Genomic DNA, 24,712 nt, shown 5'->3' with positions numbered 1-24,712 from the left:
CCATTACTTCTAATCAGAAGATGCTTTAAATAAAAAAATCATTTCCCTTCCACTTTTACTGACCCGCTTCATCGTCAGTTCTGTCTGTACGGAAAAAACCATGTTCTCACGCATTACTGCACAGCTGCCGGCGGACGGCCTGCTGTTCCATACGCTCACGGGCACCGAGACGCTGTCCCGTCCGTTTGTGCTCACCGCCGAACTGCTGGCCACCGACGCGCGCATCGACCGCCACGCCCTGCTGGGCAAGCCGGTGACCTTTACGCTGCCGACCGACGGCCTGATGAACGCGCTGAGCCCGCGCTACCTCAACGGTAAAATCACCCGCGTGGCGGTGCGCAGCCAGGAGCTGAGCGGCACCCGCTATGCGGTCTACCAGCTGACGGTGGAGCCGGACCTGTGGCCGATGCGGCGCGACCGCAACCTGCGCATCTTCCAGAGCCAGACGGTGCCGCAGATTGTGCAGACGCTGCTGAAGGAGTATGCGGTTACGTGGAGACGCGCCTGGCGGGCAGCTACCGGGTGTGGGAGTACTGCGTGCAGTATCAGGAGAGCAGCCTGGACTTTATCAGCCGCCTGATGGAGCTGGAGGGGATTTACTACTTCTTCCGCCACGAGGCGGACAGGCACACGCTGGTGCTGTGCGACGCGCCGGACCAGCATCAGGCGTTTCCGGGCTATGAGACCATCGCCTATCACGTCACCCCGTCGGGCGGCGTGGTCACGGAAGAGGGCATCAGCCAGTGGTCGCTGGCGGAGAGCGTGACGCCGGGCATCTACAGCACCGACGACTACGACTTCCGCAAGCCGAACGCGTGGATGCTGCAGGCGCGGCAGAACCCGGCGTCGCCGGTGCCGGGCTCGGTGGACGTCTACGACTGGCCGGGCCACTTTGTCGACCACAGCCACGGCGAGTCCTACGCGCGCATCCGTCAGGAGGTGTGGCAGGCCGAGCACCACAGCGTCAGCGGGTCGGGCACCGCCACCGGCATCGCGCCGGGCTTCACCTTCTCCATCATCAACGCGCCGCACTTCAGCGACAACGGCGAGTATCTGGTAACCTCGGCCACCTATGACTTCGCCGAGAACAGTTACGCCAGCGGCGACACCGGCGACAGCCGTCACAACATCAGCTTCACGGTGCTGCCGTCGTCGGTGACGTACCGCACGCCGCCGGAGACGCCGTGGCCGAAAACGCACGGCCCGCAGACGGCGAAGGTGGTGGGGCCGAAAGGCGAGTCCATCTGGACCGACCGCTACGGCCGGGTAAAGGTGAAGTTTCACTGGGACCGGCTGGCGAAGGGCGACGACACCAGCTCCTGCTGGGTGCGCGTCTCCAGCGCCTGGGCGGGTCAGGGGTTCGGCGGGGTGCAGATCCCCAGGGTCAACGACGAGGTGGTGGTGGACTTCATCAACGGCGATCCGGATCGTCCGCTGATCATCGGCCGGGTGTATAACGAGGCGAGCATGCCGCCGTGGGCGCTGCCGGCGGCGGCGACGCAGATGGGCTTTTTAAGCCGGTCGAAGGACGGCACGGCGGACACGGCGAACGCGCTGAGGTTTGAGGATAAGGCGGGTGAGGAACAGGTCTGGCTGCATGCTGAAAAGAACATGGACACTGAGGTGGAAAACAATGAAACCCACAGCGTCGGCAGCAACCGGACTAAAATTTATAACTAATGCCAGCAAATGCGGAGGTGCTGATGCTCCAGTGAGTAAAACATTTATGGTGAAAGATACTAAGCACGAACGTGTGGATATTGAGATTATTTCTGGTAAAGCATTTTTGGAGTAGATATGTTTAATAACTACCTTAATGATGAAAAGGTTTATTTAGAGTTAGAGTCTTTTTTAAAAAATTTCTTCTTAAATTTTATAAATTGCAAGGAATCAGTTGACTGTCCATATTACAATACTACGTTTTCAAATGGAAAGCCGTTTATGGATGGCAATCCAATATTTTCAGCACGAAAAAAAAATAATGGCACCATCATAAAAGTTGTTTTAGATGAAGATGCTAATTCATTAAGTGAGTTTGATAAAGAGGTCGACGGCTTTCCTATTCATGTCATAGTTGCTAATGCTTCTTCTTTAGACTCTATTAAAGAGAAGATTATCTCTTGGTACGAAAAATATAATTAATATATATCCGTAATTATCAATGCAGCAAATAGAAAATAATTACTAAGCACCAAGATTGACGCACAATATCTTACCGGACGGGCGGGAACTGAAGCAGTTCCACTATGGCAGCGGGCAGCGGGTGCAGGTCAACTTTGGTACCCGTGTCATCAGCGAAAGCGAACGTGGCGTCCTGCACCGTGAAGTGCGCCGCACTCAGGGTGCAATCACCAGTGAATATCGCGTTACTGAATTAGCATGGAATCTACTTATATTCGCACGCATTACCGGACAGCTGCCGGCGCACGGTCTGCTGTTTCATACGCCGAATGACACTGAGGTGCTGTCACGCCCATTTGTGCTTGCCGCTAAGCTGCTCTCCACCGACGCGCGCATCGACCGCCACGCCCTGCTGGGCCACAATTTACATACACATTGTTGAAGCGATAAAGTGATAAGAAGGTGAAAATGCATTTTTTAACTGAAATACCCTTCATTATCGGTATTACTATGACGGTTATGGGTTTGTTAGTGATGTTTTTACTGTTCAAACCAGATAAAAATGAGTTGATAGAAATAAAAAACTGGAAAGCCAGAGATGAGTGGCAGGGTTATATAATAACTACCGAGCCTGTCAGCTGGTCGCAAACAAATACCCAATATGATGACGGTTTTTTTTATAACTTCAATGTGCGGCTTACCCTTTCTGGTAAAGAGACTATATGCACCGGAAAAGGGTTGGTAATTAAAGGTAAGATCCATAAGTTAAAGAAAGGTATTAAAGTCATTGTAAAGTATAGCGACGAAATCCCATCAAAAGTCGCTATACTTGATGTGTTATATGAGTAAGTTATAATAATTCATCCTGCGGAAAATTTTTCTTGCTTGAAGATATGTTAACTATTTTTCATAGAAAACCTTGCTCAGGTTGCATTAAGGATATTTATACAAGTAAAGATATTTATACAAGTAAGGATATTTATACAAGTAATAATGTCGAACACTATGGTAAGCCTATCGCTTCATTTTCCCTATTTCTGAAAGGCATGCCCGCAATCCTTTTGCCTGGCAGGAGCCTTCAAAACTCTACCAATGCGAGTGCCATACATACCGTGCCTGATCAGCTCAACGTACTGATGCTGGTACCCAAAGCTAGTGCCTTTTGCCGAATTATCATCTTACAGGGATGAAAACCATGTTCTCACGCATTACTGCTCAGCTGCCGGCGGACGGCCTGCTGTTCCATACGCTCACCGGCACCGAGACGCTGTCCCGTCCCTTTGTGCTCACCGCCGAACTGCTGGCCACCGACGCGCGTATCGACCGTCACGCCCTGCTGGGCAAGCCGGTGACCTTTACGCTGCCGACCGACGGCCTGATGAACGCGCTGAGCCCGCGCTACCTCAACGGCAAAATCACCCGGGTGGCGGTGCGCAGCCAGGAGCTGAGCGGCACCCGCTACGCGGTCTACCAGCTGACGGTGGAGCCGGACCTGTGGCCGATGCGGCGCGACCGCAACCTGCGCATCTTCCAGAGCCAGACGGTGCCGCAGATTGTGCAGACGCTGCTGAAGGAGTACGCGGTCAGCGTGGAGACGCGCCTGGCGGGCAGCTACCGGGTGTGGGAGTACTGCGTGCAGTATCAGGAGAGCAGCCTGGACTTCATCAGCCGCCTGATGGAGCTGGAGGGGATTTACTACTTCTTCCGCCACGAGGCGGACAGGCATACGCTGGTGCTGTGCGACGCGCCGGACCAGCATCAGGCGTTTCCGGGCTATGAGACCATCGCCTATCACGTCACCCCGTCGGGCGGCGTGGTGACGGAAGAGGGCATCAGCCAGTGGTCGCTGGCGGAGAGCGTGACGCCGGGCATCTACAGCACCGACGACTACGACTTCCGCAAGCCGAACGCGTGGATGCTGCAGGCGCGGCAGAACCCGGCGTCGCCGGTGCCGGGCTCGGTGGACGTCTACGACTGGCCGGGCCACTTTGTCGACCACAGCCACGGCGAGTCCTACGCGCGCATCCGTCAGGAGGTGTGGCAGGCCGAGCACCACAGCGTCAGCGGGTCGGGCACCGCCACCGGCATCGCGCCGGGCTTCACCTTCGCCATCATCAACGCGCCGCACTTCAGCGACAACGGCGAATATCTGGTGACCTCGGCGACCTATGACTTCGCCGAGAACAGTTACGCCAGCGGCGACACCGGCGAGAGCCGGCACAACATCAGCTTCACGGTGCTGCCGTCGTCGGTGACGTACCGCACGCCGCCGGAGACGCCGTGGCCGAAAACGCACGGTCCGCAGACCGCGAAGGTGGTCGGACCGAAAGGCGAGTCCATCTGGACCGACCGCTACGGCCGGGTGAAGGTGAAGTTTCACTGGGACCGTCTGGCGAAGGGCGACGACACCAGCTCCTGCTGGGTGCGCGTCTCCAGCGCCTGGGCGGGCCAGGGATTCGGCGGGGTGCAGATCCCGCGGGTCAACGACGAAGTGGTGGTGGACTTTATCAATGGCGATCCGGACCGTCCGCTGATCATCGGCCGGGTGTACAACGAGGCGAGCATGCCGCCGTGGGCGCTGCCGGCGGCGGCGACGCAGATGGGTTTTCTGAGCCGGTCGAAGGATGGCACGGCGGACACGGCGAACGCGCTGAGGTTTGAGGATAAGGCGGGTGAGGAACACCTGTGGATCCAGGCGCAGAAGAACATGGATACGCATGTTAAAAATGATGAATCACACAGTGTTCTGAACAATAGGACAGTTTCGGTGGGCGCTAATAATGAGACGCGAGTGGATGGTGACCATGCTCTCGGCACTCAGGGAAATAGTAAAACGCTGACAACGGGCAATCGTACTGAACAGGCCTTTGCTTCTTACACCATTGCAGCCGGAGATACCGTAAGAATCGAGTGTGGTCTCAGCGCGATTGAGTTAACTAAAGAAGGTGCGATTAATTTTATTGGTAAAAATTTTAACATTACCGTCGATGGTAATGGAGAGATTAATACCAAAGGTGGTGAGTTACATTTAAATCCGGAAGGAGGAAGCGCTGCAATAATTGCACCGGGTAGTGGACATAAAAATAAAATAAAAAGTGAAATTGAAAACTACTTTTCTTCATCAGCAAAAAATACCAAAGGATAAAAATGGCCACCTATACTCTTCAGGAAGCTTCAATTGAACTGCCCGACATATTTAAAGACAGGACAATGAATCTTTTTACGCTCAGCGAAAATAATGCGAGTGAGTTTACGTTCGTAGTGTCTCGTGCATCTGCTTTTCATGACGATACAGTGCAAAAAGTGGCCGCTAGAATTATCAATGAGATGAGTGTCACTGTTCCCGCTTTTGTAAACGTAACATCACAACTGATCGAGATAGATAATCTGCCTGCAGTTGAGATTTTTTATCATTTTGAAAATGATGGCGCTGAGATCTGGCAAAAACAATCGATTGTTTTATTTGATGATGACGCCGGGGGTAAAAAGATTGTTTGTTATATTGGAACATGCCCAGGACGTTTTAATGATTATTATACTAAGCAATATCATGAGATTATTAACAGTATAAAATTTAATTCTCGTGATTCTGATGATGAGCCGGTACCCGTGGCAACTGATGCGTCGGGGATTTTCTTTTCTTTTGATAACGATACTAAAGTGCTTACCGCACATGAAACGGTGACATTACTTTATCAGAATGTTGATTTGAAAAGAGCGCTGAATGGCAGTTATTTGTTCTTTGACTCAGCGGGAAGCCCATTACATATCGCCGCCTTAAATAATGAAGAGCCGTTGCGCTATGCACTATGGACATCACCACACAGAAAAAACTCATCTGTAAGAGATATTCTTGGCATGGCAAAAGCATTTAAAGGACCAGCAGATCTCGCCAGCGAATCACAAATCCTTGCGTTTCTTCAGAGACATGAGGATGTATAAATCATGGCTGACTTCAATGCTGCCAGAGAGCAGGACGAGATAGCCCACACAGCCTCTAAAGGCTGGATGATCGCCGGGTTAATTGGCGGCGCGATATTAGGTGCAGCAGCCGTTGTTGTTACCGGTGGAGCAGCACTGGTTGTTGTATCCGCAGCAGCAGCCGGTGCCTGTGCTGCCGGAGGTGTGGGTGAAGTGCTTGGCAGCATGTCATGGGCTCCGCGGCATAACACGGGCAAACTGTTATCCGGATCGCCGAATGTTTTCACTAACAGCAGAGCAGCGATACGTGCACATTTGTCCAAAGGCGACTGCGATGAGCACAGCGGCTCATCGCAACGGGTTGCTGAAGGTTCGGACAAAGTTTTTATTAACAACTTTCCTGCCGCCCGTATCGGAGACCGTTTGACCTGCAGCGCTGAGATATCTGGCGGTTCAACCAATGTCTTTATTGGCGGAGGCAAACTTCAGACTGACGACATCAACCCCGAAGTCCCCGGCTGGGTAAACTGGGTGATGATGGGAGTAGGCACTGCTGCCGTTGCGGTCCTGGCTTCACCTGCTATAGCCCTGCTAGGATTAGCAGGCGCAATGGGTGGTGGTTACGCTGGCAGCTGGGTCGGTGGCAGACTTTTCGGTGAAGGCTCTGACGGTCAAAAATGGTCTATGCTGGCAGGCAGTTTTGCCGGTGGGGCATTGGGTGGTAAAGGGGGTATGAAGTTTGACGGTTGGCGTGGTCGTAATAATATTAATGCTAACAAACTTCCGTTAAATGATGAAAAAATCGCCGAAATACAAAGTATCGAAAAAACATTTAGGCCAGACCCCGAAACATATTTACCTAAGGATTATATTGATTCTCATGCAAAATCCTTTGAAAATGGCGCATCTAGAATAGTCACTAGAAAAAGTTTTGAAGATTATGGTATTGGTAAACCTGATCCAGGGAGGACGGAATTTGTTCTAACCAAGGAGCGCGCTGGACAAATGATTTCTGAATCAAAAGGAGATGTAGGAGTGATTGCAGATAAATTAGGCATCCCACAGGAACAATTGAAAAACGATAGTCTTGTTTTGATTGAATTTGAACCTACAGAGTTGTACTCTCCAAAAATGCCTACTGGTAATGAATGGGGAGCTAATAAGCAATGGATTCCGGGTGGCAAACTACCACAAGGTGATCTTGAGGCTGTAGTAAAAACCGAAGGAATGGTTAAAGGCAGAGATTATACCGTGACCGATTTATTAACAGGAGAGAAATTATAATGAGTAAAAATAAAATAGCAATGAATCCTTGGGATTTTACTCTGTATGAGTGTGACGATAGCTCATATGTAATGAAGGTTATGTTTAGTGAAGGTGATTACAAAGTTGATGTCGAAAGGTTCTTCATTGTAACTCCATATATTGATATCCGTTCTATCGATAGTGAAATGTTAAAAGATCTATCAAAAAAAATAAGAGAAGCCCCAGAGCAGTACGTAATAAATGAAATTAGCAAGGAGAATTTTGAATTAATATAGTTTTAGTTTTTTCTATTTGGTGAATAAAAAGGTTTGTCTTTAGCTTACTTTATACATTCCGTTTGTAATAAGGTTGGCCTGGTGATTTTTAATTCAAGATCTGCCTTTGCTCTCAAACAAGAAGAGTGCATATTGGGTTTATGATGAAGAAAGAAAAATATACTGCTTTAGACTACATCAATGATGCTATTGATATCACTAATCAAAGAGCGATGGAAAAACCGGATTTTAGAGTTTTTCAGGTTGCTCTGAAACAGCTTATGTACGTAAAAAAAATATTAACTGGTGAAGAAAAAGATAAAAGTGTCCTGCATAGCATGAATCTGGGGAGTTTGGCTTCCAAAGAGTTTGATACAACTGACCCAGAGCTTGCCAAACATCTTTCAAACGCAAATTATATTGCATCTCAAATAGGCGCGGGACTCAAAGTCATTCTTCCTCATCAAATCGATCCTGAATATGAAAAACGGAAAAAAAGATATTTAAAAGTACAGTAGTAGATAAATATTGAGGCTTTAATGTATAAAGGATAACGCAAATAAAATTCCCTGGTGGTAAATCACCAACTGGTGATTATGAAACTGTTATTTCCATGAAAAATTTAGATAAAGAGATAGACTATCAAGTTTATGACTTAAAGAAGGGGCGATTTATTATTGAAGCTAAGATTGTTAAGTCACGTCAAGGTGACTTTAATTTACTGCGTTCGGATAGTAAATGGTTTATAGGTGTTCTTATTCCAAATTTCTATCCAAACTCGCATTTTGACATTAGTAAGGTGTTTGTATTAGATGAAAATGATCTTCTTCATAGAGATGACTTTGACTATCTAATCAGTTTGGCCGGGACTATTCGTAAGGATTGGACCAACTTTTGTGATAGAGAGGTTAAAGATATTAAGGTTGTGAAGTGATTTATTATAAGTGAATAAAAATAATTCCCTCTCACTAGAAAAAGGTTTTTTTAGAGAGTTAATCCTATCACTTTTTATATTAAGTTACTATAGTGTAGGGTTTTGGGTAGACACTGTATTTAAATATAGGGTGATGCCTCTAATTGGTTTAATCTGATGTATAATGCACGCTTTTAAGATTCTCATGGCCAGCGTTAACGTTCATTGCCTCCATTGTCAGTCTGCTCACGTTTACCGCCATGGTCAGAACCCTAAAGGCTATGACAGATTTCGCAGCCGTCACTGCCACCGCGTGTTTCAACTCACTTACGCTTATGAAGCCCGTAAGCCGTGCATTAAAGAACAGATCACTGAAATGGCCTTCATCAATGGTGCCTGGGTTCGTGATACCGCCAGAAAACTGAACATTGGCATTAACACCGTCATCCGGAGTTTAAAAAAATTAGGCCAAAGCGGTTAACCTCTTCACCCGTCGCCCATGCTGATGTGGCGCTTATCTGCGAACTTTATGAGCAGTGTAGCTTTGTTGGCAGTAAAGCCCGGCAGCATTGTTCCTTTTTTTCGTGTGTTTTGATTTTCGCTAACATGCATAATGAAATAATCAAGAAGTAGTTAGTCAGTGAAATAAATGGGGATGTTAAATGTGCATGCATCACGATGGTTTGTAATGTATATTATATTTCCTTATTTTAATTTAAAATTATTTAAAAAATAATTTCCTCTTTGTGTTTCCTGGTTGATATCCAAAATACATATTGACTGAAAAAAATATTATATTGATCATTTTCATAAATGTTTATTTTTTAATCGGGGTTTTGTTTTAAAAAATAATTTCGCCCTGATATCCATTACTTCTAATCAGAAGATGCTTTAAATAAAAAAATCATTTCCCTTCCACTTTTACTGACCCGCTTCATCGTCAGTTCTGTCTGTACGGAAAAAACCATGTTCTCACGCATTACTGCTCAGCTGCCGGCGGACGGCCTGCTGTTCCACACGCTCACGGGCACCGAGACGCTGTCCCGTCCGTTTGTGCTCACCGCCGAACTGCTGGCCACCGACGCGCGCATCGACCGTCACGCCCTGCTGGGCAAGCCGGTCACTTTTACGCTGCCGACCGACGGCCTGATGAACGCGCTGAGCCCGCGCTACCTCAACGGCAAAATCACCCGGGTGGCGGTGCGCAGCCAGGAGCTGAGCGGCACCCGCTACGCGGTCTATCAGCTGACGGTGGAGCCGGACCTGTGGCCGATGCGGCGCGACCGCAACCTGCGCATCTTCCAGAGCCAGACGGTGCCGCAGATTGTGCAGACGCTGCTGAAGGAGTATGCGGTTAACGTGGAGACGCGCCTGGCGGGCAGCTACCGGGTGTGGGAGTACTGCGTGCAGTATCAGGAGAGCAGCCTGGACTTCATCAGCCGCCTGATGGAGCTGGAGGGGATTTACTACTTCTTCCGCCACGCGGCGGACAGACACACGCTGGTGCTGTGCGACGCGCCGGACCAGCATAAGGCGTTTCCGGGCTATGAGACCATCGCCTATCACGTCACCCCGTCGGGCGGCGTGGTGACGGAAGAGGGCATCAGCCAGTGGTCGCTGGCGGAGAGCGTGACGCCGGGCATCTACAGCACCGACGACTACGACTTCCGCAAGCCGAACGCGTGGATGCTGCAGGCGCGGCAGAACCCGGCGTCGCCGGTGCCGGGCTCGGTGGACGTCTACGACTGGCCGGGCCACTTTGTCGACCACAGCCACGGCGAGTCCTACGCGCGCATCCGTCAGGAGGTGTGGCAGGCCGAGCACCACAGCGTCAGCGGGTCGGGCACCGCCACCGGCATCGCGCCTGGCTTCACCTTCGCCATCATCAACGCGCCGCACTTCAGCGACAACGGCGAATACCTGGTGACCTCGGCGACCTATGACTTCGCCGAGAACAGTTACGCCAGCGGCGACACCGGCGAGAGCCGTCACAACATCAGCTTCACGGTGCTGCCGTCGTCGGTGACGTACCGCACCCCGCCGGAGACGCCGTGGCCGAAAACGCACGGTCCGCAGACGGCGAAGGTGGTGGGGCCGAAAGGCGAGTCCATCTGGACCGACCGCTACGGCCGGGTGAAGGTGAAGTTTCACTGGGACCGTCTGGCGAAGGGCGACGACACCAGCTCCTGCTGGGTGCGCGTCTCCAGCGCCTGGGCGGGTCAGGGGTTCGGCGGGGTGCAGATCCCGCGCGTTAACGACGAAGTGGTGGTGGACTTCATCAACGGCGATCCGGACCGTCCGCTGATCATCGGCCGGGTGTATAACGAGGCGAGCATGCCGCCGTGGGCGCTGCCGGCGGCGGCGACGCAGATGGGCTTTTTAAGCCGGTCGAAGGATGGCACGGCGGATACGGCGAACGCGCTGAGGTTTGAGGATAAGGCGGGTGAGGAACAGGTCTGGCTGCATGCCGAGAAGAACATGGACACTGAGGTTGACAACAATGAAACCCACAGCGTCGGCAGCAACCGGACCAAAACCATCGGCGGCAATGAAACCACCGAGGTGAAGAAAAATCGTACAGAAACGGTTGATCAAAATGAAACCATTACCGTTCATCAGAATCGTACTGAAACGGTGGATGGTAATGAAACCATCACTGTACACAGTAATCGCACTGAAACAGTCGATCAGAATGAGAAAGTGCGTATTGGTCAGAATCAGTCGGTAACGATTAATGGCAACCAGACACTAAAAGTGGATAGGGCGAAAGCTGAAACCATTGCACTGGCTTCAATGCTCAATGTCGGTCTGGCTCAGAACACCAATATTGGCGCGGCATACATGCTAAACGTTGGTGGCGGCTGGATGACCAATGTCGGCGGAATGCAGGCACACCATGTCGGCATGAAATATTCGCTCAATACCGGACGGGATATGGCATTGACTGCCGGGACTACTGCGGAGTTCAGTGCTGAAGACAAAATCACCCTGGTATGTGGCGAATCGATGATTGTGCTTGAGCATAATGGCACCATCACCATCAGCGCGAACAAGATCAAGCTGGTCGGTGAGAAGGTGATTGATATCGACGGAACACAGATAGACATCAACTGATTATGGAAAATTTTGCTAACTATAGCGCTTTTCCAGCGCTGCTGTTTGAGTCGCTTGACCAACATGATCATGGCTTTAACGTCCTGGTGGCTCGCGTCAGTTACGATCTTGATATCATCACCGGTAAGCTGACCTTGTGTGAAGATCAGGGCGAACTCTTCGAGCAGGATTACTATTACGATGAACCGGGTACCAGCAGTGTGCGTTTTGAAAGCGACCTTGCGCCTTATAAACCCAGACTGGATGTGGTGATCAATGGCACTGCGTGGGCACCCGAAGATAAGCCCGTGCGGCATTTCACTGTAGGCGCTCGAATCGGTGATTTCACCCGTCTGCTAAATGTTTATGGCCCGCGCGAGTGGCGAAAAATGGTTGCCACTTGGCAGCTCACTAACGGGAAGCCTGTTACGCATGTTGATTTACGCTATGAATTTGCTCAGGGAGGCTTTTACCGACTGGAAAAAGGTGAGGAACTGGCATCATCTTTTAATAGTGTTGGCATAGGTTGGTTACCGGCTAAGGCTCAGAAAGAGCTAAAACTTCAGCATCTTCCGGCACCCCAGTTTGAACTACTGCCCAACCCTGTTAAGAATATTGAAGATGAAAATCTGCCTGCCGGTTTTGGTTTCTATGGTAGAGGCTGGCATCCTCGTATTACGTTTGCCGGTACCTATGATGAAGCATGGAAACAGCATCGGCATCCGTTTCTGCCCGCTGATTTTAAGTTTGACTACTGGTGTGGCGCGCATCCCTGGATGCAATTCCCCTTGCCGAAACCTATGACAAGCATTCCCGTCACACTCAAAAATCTGATATCGCATCAGGAAAAGAGTGGGCAGCAGCTCGATTTTTCTGTACCGGTTGAAACACTTTTTGCTTTTGTTACCACGCAGCAGGGCGCCGGGTTGACGTATGATTTGCAACTCGACACGCTGGTTATCGATCTACCCACGCGCAAAGTGCATTGCAGCTATCGCGTGGTATTTTCTGAACAACTGGAACCCGCAATGACCGAGTTACGCTTTATCGCTATGGATGAGCGGAAAGTGATGGTACAACGTGCGCAGCAACAGCTTACCGACAGTCAGGCTGACAGTTTTATCCCCCTACCACCTTCGCTCTTGGCTCTTATCAACAAGGAGCAACGCCATGGCTGATAACTATGCCGCACGTAAAGACGGCGTATATAAAGTTGTCGGTTTAGCACCGGATCTCTGTTTTACCCCCGGTATTCAGCCACCGGTTCCTTATCCGGTAACGGCTACGCTGGCGCCTTCAAAAAGCACTGTCGATAGCGTGAAATTTAATGGTCATCCGGCGTTTGTTTATAAATCAAGCTACGTCCCTACCACTATTGGTGATGCAGCAGGGCGCAATAAAGGTGTGGTGAGTGGAACGGTTGAGGGTGACTGCTGGTCAATAGAGCACAGCCCGGACACCTATATTGGTGGTTATCCCTTAAACCGTGTGCAGGATCTTTTTGCCATGAATGGCAAAGCGCTTGGCGGACGTGGTGGAAACCTGACAAAAAAAGAGACGTGGGAAAGGCGTAAGGCTCTGATAGAAAAAGGGAAGAAAAGTAAGGACCCTAAAGTGGTGCAGGCGGCTTTGCGGCTTGAGCAGAATAATACTGGCATGGAAAAGGCGAGGTTAGCGGACTATGTTTATGAGCCCCGCGATCCCACCAGACCTATGCCTGAAATACCTGAAGGCTGGAAAGATATCAGTGACGACCCTGAGGCGCTGGCAAAATATAACCTTACGCCAAAATCACTAAGAATCGCTAAAGACCCGGGTTTCCGTGCAAGGGTATATGAGCCCGACGAAGCTGTTTTTGGAAAAGATATGTCTGCATCCGTCGTATTTAGAGGTACGCGAATGAGGGAAACCGCTGACTGGAAAAACAATGTTCAGCAGGGCATGGGTGTAGACTCAAATTATTACAAGCAGGCTGTTTCAATAGGCACATCGGTTCGACGCTCCACAGCGCCAATTGATATGACAGGACATTCTCTGGGAGGCGGAATGGCTTCATCAGCTTCACGGGCAAGCGGAAAAACGGGCTGGACATTCAACTCTGCTGGATTGAAATCATCAACCGTTAAAAAGTACAGCGGCGAAGTACCTGTCACTGAAACGGCAGAAAATATCTCTGCTTATCGTGTCAAAGGTGAAATTCTTACTATGATACAGGAGCCTGGATTCTGGGCAGGGGCTGCAGTGATTGGTGGACTAGGACTTACTGGACTGAAAACTCTGGGGCCATGGGGTGCAGTTGCATTTAGTGCGTTAGGAGTGGCGTTGGTAGCGTCTCCTTCTGCAGTTGGCAACAAGCATCCTATGGATGGCGGAGAGGGAAGTGCAATTGATATGCATGGGATGGACCAGGTAAAACACTGTATTGAACTGGAGAAAGATAATGACGAGAAGTTGTTATCTTCAATTTAAGGAGAAAAAATGGTTAAGTCTCTTATAAAAAAAGTAGCCCGCTATGGTGGTCTGATATTTTTAATTTCGATTTCAGGATGTAATGCAATGAGTAAATATCCTCCAGAACAATTTTTCCATGGTACACAATTGAGCCTTGCCCAGGCTATCGCCAGTGAGAATATCGCTGATGTCAGGAAGCTAACCCCTGACACCTCTCTTAATAAGCCAGGTAAGCAGGACATGACATTGCTCTATTTTGCTTTACAGCAAGCAAAAAATAGAAAAAGCCAGCAATTAGAAATCATCAGTCAGCTTGTCAAAGCCGGTGCCGACCCTCTTCAGGATGTGCCTGATATGGGCAGTGTCGCTGAATTAGTCGCCACATCGCCGCACCCGGAGTTTATGGCTGCGTTAATTGATGGTGGCATGGACGTGAATGTTAAAGTCCAGGGGCAACCCTTGCTGCATGATGCCGCTTCAGATGGTACCTTAAAAACTCTGGCGCTGATGGTAAATCGCGGCGCAAATGTTAATGCGACAGACTCGCTGGGAAAATCAACAGTTATGGCTGCGTTGGATGGAATGCAGTTAGATACCGTCGAGTGGTTACTGAATCACGGAGCCAATCCTAATGCGGTTGAAAAAAACACCGGATGGTCATTTATGCGTCAACTTGACGATGTGATCAAACGCAATAATGGTGAGAAAGGTTCTACACAGGACAAGTTAATGGAAATTCATAAGCTTGCTAAACAAAAAGGTGGACGTGCTTAATTTTGATTCCTGCTGATGAAGTTATGGCTGCTTTCGTCAGTGAAAAGACAAGGATGTCATAATGGCTTTAAGGAAAAATCAATAGATTTATTATTATTCAATATCAGTATGCCAGATTACTTAAATATAATAAATCAGTTGCCACTGAGGATGATGCCATTTGTTTTAACTGTGATTGGTTTATTTTCTTGATTGGAAAAGAAAGTTATAAGATTATTCCATGGGCCAGAAGGTTGAGCTGGCATAAGCGATGCTAAAGCCAACATAAGAGAATCTTGTTTAGTTCTGTTAGATAACAAATTAGATTGGCTTAAAAGCAGCGTATAGAAATACTTTTCTATTTTATTGAATGTAGATTGTGAAGGCAGATACAAAAGCTAAGGAGTGGTTTTTATCTTTAGTGCGGGTTCTGATCGCAATTGAAAGGTTATGCAATATTTTTGGTAACGTGATGAAATAAATAATCGCTCCCCAGTATGTAAGGGTCTGCTTATCAGGGTCTTGCCAGAAATGTAGTGGGATAGTTGTATATGGTTGATAAGGCATGATGCCGCTCCACGTATTAAAAATGAAAATGCTGAGGGGTTTAATATTATTCTGAATAAAATTATTAAGCGCCAGGGTATGAGGTTTTTTTAAAGTATGGGTCAGATGATTTATTTTCAGGAGTTAGAAAATAACATTGATATAAAAGCAACTCGCCGGAGGTGAATTTTGGGTTTTATAAGGAAAGTAATCTTATTGCCGTTAATATTTTCTTTGTTAACTTTACAGGCTTGTGATGATATGAAGAAAATCCATCCGGAGGATTACTTTTCAGGAAGCCAGTTACAACTGGCACAGGCAATTGAAGATGGCAATGTTGATGAGGTGGAAAAATTATCAACTCAAACTGATCTTAATAAACCTGGCGAGAAGGATTTGACCCTTTTGTATTATGCCCTCAGTGAAGCTTCAAATAAGGACGTTAACAGACTCAATGTAATGAGTGTTCTGGTAAAGCATGGCGCCGATCCTGTTCAATACGTTGCCGATATGGGTTCTGTGGCAAGTAACACAGCGGGATATTCAGATCCTGCTTTTGTCAAAGCATTAATCAAAGGAGGGATGGATAAAAACGCGAAATTTGACAGCACGCCGATAATATTTTATGCAACTAATGAAAAAGCCTTCCCTACTCTAAAGTATTTTGTTGAAATAGGTGCTGATGTCAATGCGAAAGATAGCTTAGGACAAACAGCAATTTTTGAGGGGATGTATGGTCGACAATATGATCAGGTTGAATACCTTCTTCATCATGGTGCGCATGCAAATGTTACTGATGTGAATAATGTAACTTTTAATCAACTGTTGGATAAAATTATTAGTAATACAAATAAAGATAATACAAAGGCCCTTAATAAGCTAGAAGATATAAGAAAATTAACGCAAAAAAATTAATAGATGTTTGGGCTAAATTGAAAATCAGCATCTTATGAATGCTTGAATTTTCGATTAATGTAGACTGAGATGAACCTGTCATAGTTATACTCAGTGACAGGTTCAGATTGCATAAAGGCCTGCTTATGCAGGTTTTCTCGTGATTTAACAGATGTTCAGAAGTGCTGGCTGGGGTGTCAGAAACATAGTGATAATAAACCTTAACTGCATCACTTTCTGGCGTGATAGCGAGACGGTCCAGTACTGGTATGATTCCTCGTACCTAAATGATGGGGCATGATGATTACTACTCTGACATTGCAATTATTATATGCCTGATTTTAAGTATATGTTCTGGCCTCACTAATTTATTCTGCATCTAAACCCTTTTTGACAAGATTTGACTGCTTCATCTTTTTTCACCTCAATTCATAAATGATTAAACGGTATCAGGTGAAACTATTCACCTGAACTGCATGGCATGCCTCAGATCTTATTCCTGAGTAAACAAGTTTAATAAATAATTCCTTCTTTAACCTGTACAGTTTCGCACGGAGCTCCAATGGCAACCGGAAATACGATTGGTAAATTACAATATGCGCCTGCGCCACAAGGCCATGTGGCGGCGGGCAGTGCCAACCCGCCGAAAAAGAAAAGCTGGTGGAGCAGTTATGGCGACTGGGTGCATACCGGTCTGGACGTGTTAGGCGCAGTTCCTGTTGTCGGCGCGGTAGCTGACGGCGCGAACGCCGCGATTTACACCGCAGAAGGGGATTATGGTAACGCTGCACTTTCAGCCGCTTCGGCGGCAGCTAACTTTGTACCCGGTGGCGGGGCGGCGTTTAAAGCCGGTAAGCTGGCAGCAAAAGCGGGTAAAGCGGTAGAAGCCGCGAAAGTGGGCAAAGGCATTGCAAAAGAAGGGGCTGAACTGGCTGAAAAAGCAGCCGTCAAAGCTGAAACGACCGCTGCTAAAGCCGAAGCTAAAGCCGCTAAAAAAGAAGCTGATGAAGTTATCAGCGCTAAAAAAGCGGGCAGCGAAAAGGGAGGCAGTGACAAAGGGCATGCGCAGAAAAAGACTGAGCCGTGCAAAATTCCGGCAAGGCCTCTGCCGCAGGTGGATATGGCGATTGGTAGTCCGGTTAACCCTGTACTGGGTATCAAACTGCTGTTCGGCCCTGAAGATAATGATTTCTCTTTCCCGGCATCAGTTCCCCTTAACTGGCAGCGCTACTATTTTTCTGATGAAATCGGCAATGGCTGGCTGGGACAGGGCTGGTCACTGCCCATTTCACAGGAAGTACGTAAGAAAGCGGGTCTGCTGGTCTTAATGGATGAACAGGGTCGCGAAATTGAGTTCCCCTATCCGGAAGCGGGCCGCCAGCCTCAGCTTCATCGCTATGAGCAACTCTACCTCTCGCAGCCGCAGCCTGAGGAATTTTGTATTTCGGCCGGGGATGAAAGCCAGCACTGGCACTTCAGTCATAAAGTTGAATCTGACCGCTGGCTGTTGTCTGCCATCAGCGATCGTCATGGCAACCGGCTGACGCTCCGTTATGATATCCGGCATCTGCCGGTGCAGATTGAAGATAGCGCTGGTCGTCGATTTAATATCAACTTCTCTCAGTTTGAATCGGACACGGGGAGTGCTTTTTTCCGTATCACCAGCGTCAGCGTCTGTTATCCGTCTGATCCTCTGAATGCCGAAATTCTGTGCCGCTACGATTATTCACCTCAGGGTGACCTGATTGCCGTGCGTAATGAGCTCAACGAGGTGCTGCGTGAATTCCGTTACCGTAACCATATTATGGTGGCGCATCGTCGTGCGGGCGAAATGGAGTGTTTTTATCATTACGATAAATATTCCCCTGAAGGAAAAGTTCTGGCACATCGTGACAGCCTCGGCGGGGAATGGCGTTTTGAGTATGGCGGTCAGACCACAACGGTTGTTGACGCTCTGGGGCGCGTGACACGTTACGACTTTGACGATAATCAGGAACTTATCGGCTATCGGGATGCGATGGAAGGAACCATTCGTATCAAACGTAATGTCCGCGGTCAGATGACACAACTTACTGATCAGTGTGGCCGATTTACACGCTACCGCTATGATGAACGCGGCAACTGTACGGCCATCATTGAGCCAGATGGTCAGACTACACGTTTTGATTATCACGAACGCTGGAACACGCCGGTTCGTGTGACCAACATGCTGGGCGGCTCGCGTGAATTTATCTACGACACAGCAGGAAACTTAATCCGTTTTTCGGATGAGATAGGACGCATTACAGAATACAACCATGATGACCGTGGCAATCTGGTCAGGGTGCGTGATGCTGCGGCGGGCGTACAAACGTTATGCTGGAACCAGGCCAACTTTCTGATCAGTCATACCGATTGCTCAGGGCGCACAGCGACATTTGACTATGACAAATATGGCTGGATGAAGCAGCAGACGGATGCCGCAGGCAACCAGACGCTGTTTTATAACCGATGGAATGGCCTGCCCCAGCGTATTGTGCATGCCGATGGTGGAACGGAAAGCTTTGAGTTTGACCGCTGGAGGCGTCTGATTGCCTGGCAGGATCCTCAGGGGCAGGTTACGCGCTGGACGCTGGCTGCTGATGGCTTGCCGCTATCACGCACTGATGCACTCGGCCACAGTATTGGCTATGAATACGATCTGGCCCGTCGCCTGACCGCACTGATTAATGAGAACGGTGCACGATATACATTCCGCTACGACGCCCGGGATAACCAGGTCGAGGAGCGCGGGTTTGATGGTTGCAAAACGCGTTATGAATATGATGACAGTGGCTGGCTGCTGGTTCGTATTGAAGAAGGCGATGGCAGCGGTCAGGTAATCCACTCGCACTATCAACGGGATCCCGCCGGACGATTGCTGGAAAAGCTGGTGTCGCGCGGTGGAGATGCCACATGGCAACGTACCCGCTATCGTTACGATGCGCTGGGACGCCTCACAGCCGGTGTCAATCACGGCGGACGCTCTGAACTCGAATGGGATGATGCCGGACAACTGCTCGCAGAGCGGACGCTGGTTCGGGGTCACCGTTATGAACTGCGCCACAGCTATGACGAGCTGGGTAACCGGACGCACACTATCTTACCGGATGGGCGGGAACTGAAGCAGCTCTACTACGGCAGCGGGCATCGGGTGCAGGTCAACTTGGGTAACCGTATTATCAGTGAAAGCGAACGTGACGTTATGCACCGTGAAGTGCGCCGTACCCAGGGTGCAATCACAAGTGAATATCTTCACGACGAAATGGGACGGCTGATAAGCCAGCGTGCGGGCCGTGGCGCGCAGTCAGCGGTGGCACGCGAGTATGTCTGGCGTCGCGATGGCCAGCTGACGCAGATTACGGATAAATACACGGGTGATTATCGTTACGAATATGACGCGCTGGGACGGATGACGCGGGCGCGTGATGAGCATTTCGCCTTTGATCCGGCGCACAATCTGCTGAGTGAAACTCAGACGCAGCCATTACAGGATAACTGGCTCAGGGTTTATGAAGATAAACGCTGGACCTATGACGGCTTCGGTAATGTGACGCGCAAACAGAGCGGCCGCCACACAGACCAGCAGTTTATCTGGAACGCTGAACATCAGCTGACCGAATCGGTGAGCATCCGCAACGGGACCGAGCAGCGAACCACCTACGGCTATGATGCGTTTGGACGTCGAAGCTGGAAACGCGATGCTTTTGGTATCACGCGCTTTATCTGGGAAGGCAATCGCCTGCTGAGTGAGGTGAGAGGCTCGCGCCAGCACCTCTGGATTTACGAGGATGACAGCTTTGCTCCGCTGGCGCAGATCAGTCTGCAGCAGGGCGAGACGGAGCATGAAGCGCAGGTTAACTGGTATCATAACGACGTGTCAGGTCTGCCACGAGAGCTGACTGGTGCTGATGGCAGTGTGGTCTGGCGTGCCGTCTATCGTGCCTGGGGCAATACGCTGCGTATAGAGCAGGCAGCCGGAGAGAATGCAGAGCCGGTTTATCAGCCGCTGCGCTATCAGGGTCAGTATTTCGATGCGGAAACAGGTTTGCACTATAACCGCTTTCGCTATTATGATCCGGATGCGGGCAGGTTTGTGAGCCAGGATCCAATAGGGCTTGCCGGTGGGGGTAACCTTTATCAGTATGCGCCGAATCCGCTGAGTTGGGTGGATCCGCTGGGGTTGAATCGGGCGAAATGTAAACCCGAAGCTGTTGAGTTAGATCCCAAAACGATTCGTTTTAGCCAAAGTTCTGTAAATGGTGCTGCTGATTTAACTCATAGTATGAGAAAGAATGGGTGGACTGGAGACCCCATTGATGTTGTTAGAATGAGCGATGGAAAATTAACAACTATTGATAATACCAGAGTACTTGCAGCATCCAGAGCAGGGATAAATGTCAAAGCAAGAATTCATGATGGTTCATCATCTTTGCCAAATGAATTTATTGAACGCTTTACTACTAAAAAAGGAACGCCTTCTTCCTGGGAAGATGCAATACAATTACGAATTGGTAAACAAGCTTCTAAATACAAAAATGGTTATCCTAACGGGTCAAATATAATAGGGTCATTGGACTAATATGGAACAGCTTCTACTTGAAAAAGAACTACCAGTAGGGTTTTCTTATCCTGATGAGTTTAAAAGAATAGTATTACAAGGCTTACTGGATTTTGATCCGTGGCTCATTCTTCAGGGCGAGAGACTGAGAATTCGCTTTAATGGAATAAAAAGCCGTTATCCATCACGTGAATTAATACCTTTTGCAAGAAGAGAGGATAACGATGATGTTGCTTGTTGGGAAGTTAATAAGCCAGGTAAGGTTATAATTATTCATGACTTCGCCAGCGAAGGTTACGAAAATGTCCAGGAAATTGACAGCTTCTGGGACTGGTTAAGAAGCGCTCTTGAAGCTACGATTGAATACGATGGAGAGTAAAGTTTAAAAAGCCGGAAGCGATCTTAACGATCCTTCCGGCTTGTTCTGTTTAGCTGTCCGCTGTCAGAATCAGTCAGTCCTGTACAACCTTTACCGTTTACTTTTGATCGACCTCAAATCTCAACTCAGCCAGCTACTTCCCGGTAATATATCGCGTCTCTTCTGAACATAGCAGACCATTTCCTCATGCGATAAGGCCACGCAGCGAGCTTTGAGGATCAGCAGCATCACGACACCAGAATAACCGGCTCAGGGTTTATGAAGATAAACGCTGGACCTATGACGGCTTCGGTAATGTGACGCGCAAACAGAGTGGCCGCCACACAGATCAGCTCTTTATCTGGAACGCTGAACATCATCTGACCGAATCAGTGAGCACCCGCAACGGGACTGAGCAGCGAACCACCTACGGCTATGATGCGTTTGGACGTCGAAGCTGGAAACGCGATGCGTTTGGCATCACGCGCTTTATCTGGGAAGGCAATCGCCTGCTGAGTGAGGTGAGAGGCTCGCGCCAGCACCTCTGGATGTACGAGGATGACAGCTTTGCGCCGCTGGCGCAGATCAGTCTGCAGCAGGGCGGGACGGAGCATGAAGCGCAGGTTAACTGGTATCACAATGATGTGTCTGGTCTGCTATGCGAGCTGACTGGTGCTGATGGCAGTGTGGTCTGGTGTGCCGTCTATCGTGCCAGGGGCAATACGCTGCGTATAGAGCAGGCAGCCGGAGAGAATGCAGAGCCGGTTTATCAGCCGCTGCGCTATCAGGGTCAGTATTTCGGTGCGGAAACGGGTTTACTCTATAACCGCTTTCGCGATTATGATCCGGATGCGGGCAGGTTTGTGAGCCAGGATCCAATAGGTCTTGCCGGTGGGGTTAACCTTTGAGTTGGGTGGATCCGCTGGGGCTGAGTAAATGTTCTTTAGTTAAAGCTAAAAGCAGAAGTGATGCTTTGAAACGGGCTAAGGAACACGCTCAGGTGCCTAGGGGGAGACGCAATATTAGTATTGATGAACTTAACCCTACGAGCCGGGGTAGAACTTGGGCGAAAATGAAATCTGACGGAGAAAAATCACTGGGAAGAGAAAATCGGTATGGCAAAAATAAATGGTTTGAGCATCCAGACGGACATCCTGATGCTGGGCAGTCTGGTGTGCCCAAACATCATGAGTCAGGTCATATACATTCAGTAAATCCTAAGTGTGAAGAGGTAATATTTACATGGTAGCTAACGAAAGATTAATCAAAATTCCCGTTCCTAATTTTAACGAAATTATTGAAATCAAAAAAGACTCAGAAGCTTTTTGTTTATGCTACCAATTTAATGTTGATGACTACGGGTATGGTCCATATGGTTTTGATACGGATAAAGCTAAAGATTTACTCAAGGTTCTATTTTCTGAAATATATTACTATGACAATCAGGTTAGAGGGTTGGTAAAAAAAACGGTACTCGACTCTGAAGGTCTGTACTTTTTTAAACGTTGGGAGAAGTTAAAGTCTGACTTGGATAGTTATAAGTTGACGATTAAGAAAAATGAAATTTTAGCTAGGAAAGGTGTTGCTGTAGAGGTCTTGAATGAAAAGCCTGAGTTGTATGACGTTTATGAGAATGGTAAGTTATCATCCCGGGTGCTAAATGATTTAAGCCGCCTGGGGTGCGAATTTTTCATTGTCAATAACTACATGCCACAAGGCGGTAAATGCCTTATCTTCACAGATTCATCATGCTTGAATAAGGTAAAGTCACTCGCTAAAGATCTTGAAATAAAATTCGACTCATTTCCTTCTATAGATTCGTTGAAAGCATGGTAATTTATTATGAATGATGATTGCAATGTTGACAGGCGATATTAATGTAAAAATTGCATTAAAACCCCTCCGCGACCTGTTTTTTGGTGAAAGGGATAGTACAGAAAAATCTGGAAGCAATGGTGGTGCAGATGGTGCTATCATCAACGGTTGCGCAACGGTTTTAGTTGGCGGTTAAATAAAGATATGATTGATTCTAACATGAAATTTATAGCATTTTTATTTTTCTGGATTGTAACGGTTTATTATGTCTGGAACGGAAAGGATTTTTATAATAAAAAAGAATGGGCAGGATTTGGTAAGAAGTTTGTAGGTGTGCTGGTTGGTATTGTAGTACTTGCCTTTGCGCTCAAAGGATTAGTGTTAGCTATTCCCGGGTTTAGTAATGATTTTGCTGGAGATTTAATGGAAGAAATAGGCATTTCTTTTATATTTATTCTTGGCATAAAGTTTATGATTATCATGATTTGCACTTTATTTATTGGGGTTGTGGGTTTTCAAAAAAAATATAATGCTGATAATTATGCCCGAATTTCACCTACTGCCAGTAAGTTAGTGCCTGGCATGCTCATCTTTGCAAAATGCGTGGTTTCTCTTGGCTCTATAGTGATTTATTACGGCATCTGGCTAGCGAATTAAATTAAGAAGGGAAACAGGCTATGAATTTTGAAACGGACTATACTTTCCCCTTACGCCGGGTTTCTCTAAAGAAGAAATCGAACAACGCTTCTGGAAATGCCTTTATACATCGGCCAGAGAAGAAATGCTCATTACTGGGTTGTGCTTCCTTAAAGCCTCAAACCTGCGGAACTGGAGCCGGTTGCGTTCCCTGGTGTCGGTTTAACCAATATCGGTCGCTACTTAACCACGGATGACTCACCTTATCTGGAAGTTTGGGCCGCGTATGAACGCTGCCAGTGGGAGATGAATGCGTCTGACTGGCTGTTTAAAAAACTCGCCATGATGGGCGAAAAAATTCTGCACCGCCGTCTTGTCGGTAAGGCCTCAGAAAACGGTATTTTTGCAGATGTATTGACCCTAAAAACGCACGCTTCCGGTGACGAAGTGATCTCACGATACACTGTTCAAAAAGATTACAATCGGGAGATCGGCGGTGGGAACTACCTCTTATTAAAAGCGTCCTGTGCAGCACGCGACTATCCTTCGCTTGCCAATGAAATCTATTTTACAGTGGTTAACTGGAATCTGCTGCATCGCAGTAACTTGGCCATGGCGGAGTTGCTGACCTCGGTTAACCTGGATGGGGAAAACGCTTTTAAAATACCTGCTTCCTGGCATGCCAGCGTTATTGCTGAGAACAGGCTTATCGTCGATCACACTATAGATGGTGTGAATTACGGGGTCATTAATTTTTGCTTTTATTCCGGTACCGTATGCCATTCCGCAGAGGATGCTTTTGAAAAGTCGACGCAACGTTTCCGGGACCATGAGCATTCGGTCACGCTGGTGGCAAACGAGCTGGAACCCATTCCTAATGATATCAATGCTGCGCTGGGATCATTATCGACCTGTACAGGTGAATTCTACAGCGACGAAGAGAAAATGCGCGCCTTTTATCAGAGTTATATATTCAATTGTTCAGGCTTGTGGTGCTACGTTGAATTGGTAGGGCAGCACAGAAATGATAAAAGTTATCACTTCGAAGCGAATAAACGCTGCGTAGAAATTATTCTGGCGACCCTGAATATCAACGTGAAATAATAGTAATC

General features: G+C 48.3%; 20 protein-coding genes and 3 pseudogenes. All 23 read left to right on the top strand.

The window, feature by feature from the left end:
- Positions 1-100 precede the first annotated feature (100 nt).
- A pseudogene (locus IAI47_RS11520) lies at positions 101-1,680 on the top strand (type VI secretion system Vgr family protein).
- A 117-nt stretch (positions 1,681-1,797) separates the two neighbouring features.
- Positions 1,798-2,142, top strand: a complete 345-nt coding sequence (locus IAI47_RS11515; protein WP_105100193.1) for a hypothetical protein — start codon at positions 1,798-1,800, stop codon at positions 2,140-2,142.
- 55 nt (positions 2,143-2,197) lie between these two features.
- Positions 2,198-2,563: a hypothetical protein gene (locus IAI47_RS11510; protein WP_003854915.1), complete on the top strand. Its 366-nt coding sequence runs from the start codon at positions 2,198-2,200 to the stop codon at positions 2,561-2,563.
- A gap of 26 nt (positions 2,564-2,589) precedes the next feature.
- A complete protein-coding gene (locus tag IAI47_RS11505) occupies positions 2,590-2,970 on the top strand; it encodes a hypothetical protein (RefSeq protein WP_003854912.1) in 381 nt (126 codons plus the stop codon).
- 346 nt (positions 2,971-3,316) lie between these two features.
- Entirely contained in the window at positions 3,317-5,266 is a 1,950-nt protein-coding gene (locus IAI47_RS11500; protein WP_153574568.1) for a type VI secretion system Vgr family protein, read from the top strand.
- 2 nt (positions 5,267-5,268) lie between these two features.
- Positions 5,269-6,063 (top strand): DcrB-related protein, encoded by a 795-nt coding sequence (locus IAI47_RS11495; protein ID WP_153574567.1) that lies wholly within the window; start codon positions 5,269-5,271, stop codon positions 6,061-6,063.
- 3 nt (positions 6,064-6,066) lie between these two features.
- Positions 6,067-7,326, top strand: a complete 1,260-nt coding sequence (locus IAI47_RS22055; RefSeq protein ID WP_008927175.1) for a PAAR domain-containing protein — start codon at positions 6,067-6,069, stop codon at positions 7,324-7,326.
- The gene (locus IAI47_RS11485; protein ID WP_008927176.1) at positions 7,326-7,583 is read left to right on the top strand and encodes a hypothetical protein; all 258 of its coding nucleotides are present in this window, start codon (positions 7,326-7,328) and stop codon (positions 7,581-7,583) included. The genes IAI47_RS22055 and IAI47_RS11485 overlap by 1 nt, the downstream gene beginning before the upstream one ends.
- A gap of 140 nt (positions 7,584-7,723) precedes the next feature.
- Positions 7,724-8,080 carry an immunity protein Tsi6 family protein gene (locus IAI47_RS11480; RefSeq protein WP_008927177.1) on the top strand — a complete coding sequence of 119 codons (357 nt, stop codon included), beginning with the start codon at positions 7,724-7,726 and terminating at the stop codon, positions 8,078-8,080.
- 95 nt (positions 8,081-8,175) lie between these two features.
- Entirely contained in the window at positions 8,176-8,496 is a 321-nt protein-coding gene (locus IAI47_RS11475; protein ID WP_008927178.1) for a hypothetical protein, read from the top strand.
- Between the two features lie 184 nt (positions 8,497-8,680).
- A pseudogene (locus tag IAI47_RS11470) lies at positions 8,681-9,060 on the top strand (IS1-like element transposase); the annotation flags it as partial.
- A 381-nt stretch (positions 9,061-9,441) separates the two neighbouring features.
- On the top strand, positions 9,442-11,589 hold the full coding sequence (locus IAI47_RS11465; protein WP_187961131.1) for a type VI secretion system Vgr family protein: 2,148 nt from the start codon (positions 9,442-9,444) through the stop codon (positions 11,587-11,589).
- Positions 11,590-11,591: 2 nt separating this feature from the next.
- Positions 11,592-12,746, top strand: coding sequence for a DUF2169 domain-containing protein (locus IAI47_RS11460; protein WP_008927152.1), 1,155 nt, complete (start codon positions 11,592-11,594; stop codon positions 12,744-12,746).
- Positions 12,739-14,037 carry a DUF4150 domain-containing protein gene (locus IAI47_RS11455; protein ID WP_003852271.1) on the top strand — a complete coding sequence of 433 codons (1,299 nt, stop codon included), beginning with the start codon at positions 12,739-12,741 and terminating at the stop codon, positions 14,035-14,037. The genes IAI47_RS11460 and IAI47_RS11455 overlap by 8 nt, the downstream gene beginning before the upstream one ends.
- Positions 14,038-14,046: 9 nt before the next feature.
- Positions 14,047-14,793, top strand: coding sequence for an ankyrin repeat domain-containing protein (locus tag IAI47_RS11450; RefSeq protein ID WP_003852272.1), 747 nt, complete (start codon positions 14,047-14,049; stop codon positions 14,791-14,793).
- 786 nt (positions 14,794-15,579) lie between these two features.
- The gene (locus IAI47_RS11445; RefSeq protein ID WP_008927154.1) at positions 15,580-16,233 is read left to right on the top strand and encodes an ankyrin repeat domain-containing protein; all 654 of its coding nucleotides are present in this window, start codon (positions 15,580-15,582) and stop codon (positions 16,231-16,233) included.
- Between the two features lie 541 nt (positions 16,234-16,774).
- The gene (locus IAI47_RS11440; protein WP_008927155.1) at positions 16,775-20,812 is read left to right on the top strand and encodes an RHS repeat-associated core domain-containing protein; all 4,038 of its coding nucleotides are present in this window, start codon (positions 16,775-16,777) and stop codon (positions 20,810-20,812) included.
- A 1-nt stretch (position 20,813) separates the two neighbouring features.
- Entirely contained in the window at positions 20,814-21,170 is a 357-nt protein-coding gene (locus IAI47_RS11435) for a hypothetical protein (protein ID WP_008927156.1), read from the top strand.
- Positions 21,171-21,406: 236 nt separating this feature from the next.
- Positions 21,407-22,099: pseudogene (locus IAI47_RS11430) on the top strand (RHS repeat-associated core domain-containing protein); the annotation flags it as partial.
- A 292-nt stretch (positions 22,100-22,391) separates the two neighbouring features.
- Complete coding sequence (locus IAI47_RS11425) at positions 22,392-22,985, top strand: hypothetical protein (protein WP_008927158.1); 594 nt, start codon at positions 22,392-22,394, stop codon at positions 22,983-22,985.
- 10 nt (positions 22,986-22,995) lie between these two features.
- Positions 22,996-23,160 carry a hypothetical protein gene (locus tag IAI47_RS11420; RefSeq protein WP_187961130.1) on the top strand — a complete coding sequence of 55 codons (165 nt, stop codon included), beginning with the start codon at positions 22,996-22,998 and terminating at the stop codon, positions 23,158-23,160.
- A gap of 23 nt (positions 23,161-23,183) precedes the next feature.
- On the top strand, positions 23,184-23,621 hold the full coding sequence (locus IAI47_RS11415; RefSeq protein WP_223296470.1) for a hypothetical protein: 438 nt from the start codon (positions 23,184-23,186) through the stop codon (positions 23,619-23,621).
- A gap of 285 nt (positions 23,622-23,906) precedes the next feature.
- On the top strand, positions 23,907-24,704 hold the full coding sequence (locus IAI47_RS11410; RefSeq protein WP_008927160.1) for a hypothetical protein: 798 nt from the start codon (positions 23,907-23,909) through the stop codon (positions 24,702-24,704).
- The last annotated feature ends 8 nt before the right edge of the window (positions 24,705-24,712 follow it).

It is taken from the genome of Pantoea sp. MT58 (assembly GCF_014495885.1).
Lineage (GTDB): Bacteria > Pseudomonadota > Gammaproteobacteria > Enterobacterales > Enterobacteriaceae > Pantoea > Pantoea eucalypti.
The sequence above is the reverse complement of the archived record's forward strand: the minus strand, read 5'-3'. Positions and strand labels throughout refer to the sequence as shown.